This is a genomic window from Mycolicibacterium peregrinum (assembly GCF_001665625.1).
GTDB classification, from domain to species: Bacteria; Actinomycetota; Actinomycetes; order Mycobacteriales; family Mycobacteriaceae; genus Mycobacterium; species Mycobacterium peregrinum_B.
Window position 1 is genome coordinate 1 of the sequence record NZ_LZSY01000090.1, and the last position, 3,477, is coordinate 3,477.

A 3,477-nucleotide genomic window follows, 5' to 3' on the forward strand; every position below is an offset into this window, starting at 1 on the left:
CCCTGCCTCATCGGGGCGTTGGCGATCGGCCTGGCCGCCACGGCGTGCAGTCCGGTCACAGAGAAGGCCGAGGCCACCACGACGACGGCGCCGGTCGGCCCCAGTGCCACTACCACCGCGGGCGGGGGCAGCGCGGCGGTGGCGGCACTGGTGCCGACACCGGCGGACGTGCAGCAGAGCAGAGGACCCGACGACATCGCCGACGGCGGAATCCACGTGCACTACCAGGTCAACGGGTCGCCGACTGACGTGATGACCGCCTACAAGGACGCGCTACAGAGTAAGGGGTGGACGGTCACCACGATCATCACCTCGGGCGGCGGCGGAGGCGGCGGTGCCACCTACACCGGCACCCACGGCGACGCCTATGGGGTGTTCGACGGCGGCGGATACGCCAACACCACCTACATCGACGTGTGCAGTTGGCCTGCCAAGCCGGCCAATCCGAACTGCAGTCGCGGCGATCGTTAGCGACGCTCCGTCGGACCGGTTGCGCATCGGGTCGCCGATGCACAGCGGGCGGCGGCCGTCGGCCGCGGGAACCTCATCAGATCCGAAAATCCGGGGTTCTGAAATCACAACGTAGCCAACGTGTTGCGTGCGATCTATCCATCGCCGACCACTGAGCGCCTTACGCTTGAGGGCATGTCCGGCCCGCCACCGCGGTCGCGGTCTACGGTTGCCAAGTTGGCCATGCACTGTGTGCTGGCCGGATTGCTCGCGGCGGTCTTGATGTTTCCCGTCGTCGGCGGCATCGGCATGATGACGGCACGGCTGTCCGACACGGTGGCACAGGATTCCGCGGAGGTGCTCAAAGGGGACGCACCGCTCGTCACCACCATGGTCGACGCGTCGGGCAAACCGATCGCCTGGCTGTACGAGCAGCGCCGATGGGTGGTTCCTCCCGAACGGATCGCCGACACCATGAAACTGGCGATCGTCTCGGTGGAGGACAAGCGATTCGTCGAACACAACGGTGTGGATGTCCAGGGCACGCTGAACGGACTCTTCGGCTATCTGCGCGGCATCGACGAGGTCCGCGGCGGGTCCACCATCGAGCAGCAGTACGTCAAGAACTACAACCTTCTGGTCAACGCCAAGACCAACGCCGAGCGCCTGGCCGCGGTCGAGGTCAGCCCCGCACGCAAATTGCGCGAGATCCGCATCGCGCTTGCGATGGACAAGACGCTACCCAAAAGCGAAATCCTGGCCCGGTACCTGAACCTCGTGTCGTTCGGCAACGGCGCCTTCGGAGTTCAGGACGCGGCGCGTACCTACTTCGGCGTCGACGCCGCCGACCTCACCTGGCCGCAGGCCGCCCTGTTGGCCGGCGTGGTGCGGTCCACCAGCGCTCTTGACCCCTACACCAACCCCGACGGTGCGCTGGCCCGGCGCAACCTCGTGCTCGACACCTTGATCGACTATCTGCCGGACCGCGCCGAGGAACTGCGCGCCGCCAAAGCGACACCGCTCGGGGTACTCCCCCACGCAGACCCACTTCCGCAAGGCTGCATCGCCGCCGGGAATCGGGCCTTCTTCTGCGAGTACGTCTTGAACTACCTGGCGCGCTCCGGTCTCACGATGGAGGACGTCGCGCGCAACGGTTACCTGATCCGCACCACACTGGACCCCAAGGTGCAGGACAGCGTCCAGTCGGCCATCGAGAAGTATGCGGACCCCAACTCCGCCGGGGTCGCGAGCGTGATGAGCGTGATCACTCCCGGCAAGGACACCCATCGATTGATCGCGATGGGCGACAGCCGCACCTACGGACTCGATCTCGATGCCAACCAGACCGTGCAGCCCCAACCCTTTTCGTTGGTCGGTGACGGCGCCGGGTCGATCTTCAAGATCTTCACCACCGCGGCGGCACTCGACATGGGCATGGGAATCAATGCTCAACTCGATGTCCCCGGAACGTTTGTGGGCAAAGGTCTGGGCAGCAGCGACACTCCCGGGTGCCCGAAGGAAGCCTGGTGCGTGCGCAACGCGCACGGCTTCCGCAGCCCCTTGAGTGTCACCGACGCCCTGGCGCAATCACCCAACACCGCCTTCGCCAAACTCATCTCACAGATCGGGGTACCGCGGGCGGTGGACATGGCGGTCCGACTGGGGCTGAGGTCCTACGCCGAACCCGGCAGTGCGCGTGATTACAACCCCGACGGGACGAACCCCGACGAGAGCATCGCCGACTACGTCAAGCGGCAGAACATCGGATCCTTCACGCTCGGCCCGCTCGAGCTCAACGCGCTCGAGTTGGCCAATGTCGGAGCGACTCTGGCCTCGGGCGGCACTTGGTGCCCGCCGAGCCCGATCGACAAGATCTTCGATCGGAACGGCCATGAGGTGGGCGTGGAGACGGTCCCCTGTGACCAGGCGGTGCCCGAAGGCCTCGCCAATACGTTGGCCAACGCACTGAGCAAGGACCACGCCGGCGGAACCGCCGCCGGCGCAGCGAGTTCGGTCGGCTGGAAGCTGCCGATGTCGGGGAAGACCGGCACCACCGAGGCCCACCGGTCATCGGGTTTTCTCGGCTTCACCAACCGGTACGCCGCCGCGAACTACGTCTTCGACGACTCGTCGTCACCGTCGGGGCTGTGCTCGTACCCGTTGCGCAAATGCGGCGATGGCACCCTGTTCGGCGGTACCGAGCCGGCGTTGACCTGGTATGCCGCAATGAGTCCCATCGCCGAGGACTTCGGCCCGATCGGCCTGCCACCCACCGACCCGCGTTACGTCGACGGTGGCCCCGGCGGCGAAGTGCCGAGCGTGACAGGTCTGAAGGTCGACGACGCCCGGAAACGCCTGCTGGACTCCGGCTTCCGAGTGGCCGACAAACCCACCGCCGTCAACAGCAATGCCACGAAGGGTTCGGTGGTCGGCACAACCCCGAGCGGTAGGACCGTTCCCGGCTCGATCATCACGATCAACACCAGCACGGGATATGTGCCGCCGCCGGTCTACATTCCCCCGCCCGAAGCTCCACCTCCGCCTCCCGGCGACCTGCTCAATCAGCCGAACCCGCCGCCGCCGCCCAACGTCATCGAGATCCCCGGGCTGCCGCCGATCACACTGCCGCCACCCGCACCGCCACCGCCTCCGGCACCGCCCCCTGCGTGACTGCGTGAACCGGGCCGGCGCCGAGCAACACTCTGCATCGGTGCAGATTCGCCATGCTCGAGGACGCTAGCGGCGCCTACGTATCTGCACGTTTGAATATCGACGGATCTGGCAATTACTCCTGCGACAGACCGCGAGGTTTCCTACGTCGAACGGATTGACCATGATCGTGCTCGGCATCATTCTCTTGTTGATCGGCTACTTCGCCGGCATCTCCATCCTCTACACCATCGGCGGAATCCTCGTGGTGATCGGGGTCATTCTGTGGATTCTCGGCGCCGTCGGTCGCCCGGTCGGCGGGCGAAAAGTCTGGTTCTAGCGCAACCCGACCACCGGCCGTGATGGGCGGGAACGCCC

At 66.1% G+C, this 3,477-nt stretch carries 3 protein-coding genes; all 3 read left to right on the plus strand.

Annotated elements, in window-relative coordinates; translation table 11 throughout:
• A partial coding sequence (locus A5779_RS12710) for a hypothetical protein (protein WP_330220067.1) occupies positions 1-471 on the plus strand: 471 nt, incomplete at its 5' end.
• 174 nt (positions 472-645) lie between these two features.
• Entirely contained in the window at positions 646-3,120 is a 2,475-nt protein-coding gene (gene ponA2 / locus A5779_RS12715; RefSeq protein ID WP_064882347.1) for a transglycosylase/D,D-transpeptidase PonA2, read from the plus strand.
• Between the two features lie 163 nt (positions 3,121-3,283).
• Entirely contained in the window at positions 3,284-3,439 is a 156-nt protein-coding gene (locus tag A5779_RS33520) for a hypothetical protein (RefSeq protein WP_110777212.1), read from the plus strand.
• Positions 3,440-3,477: the final 38 nt, after the last annotated feature.

Excerpts from the sequence above, each read along its gene's own strand:
- ponA2 (WP_064882347.1), top strand. The coding sequence starts at position 646 with ATGTCCGGCCCGCCACCGCGGTCGCGGTCTACGGTTGCCAAGTTGGCC.
- A5779_RS33520 (WP_110777212.1), top strand. The coding sequence starts at position 3,284 with ATGATCGTGCTCGGCATCATTCTCTTGTTGATCGGCTACTTCGCCGGC.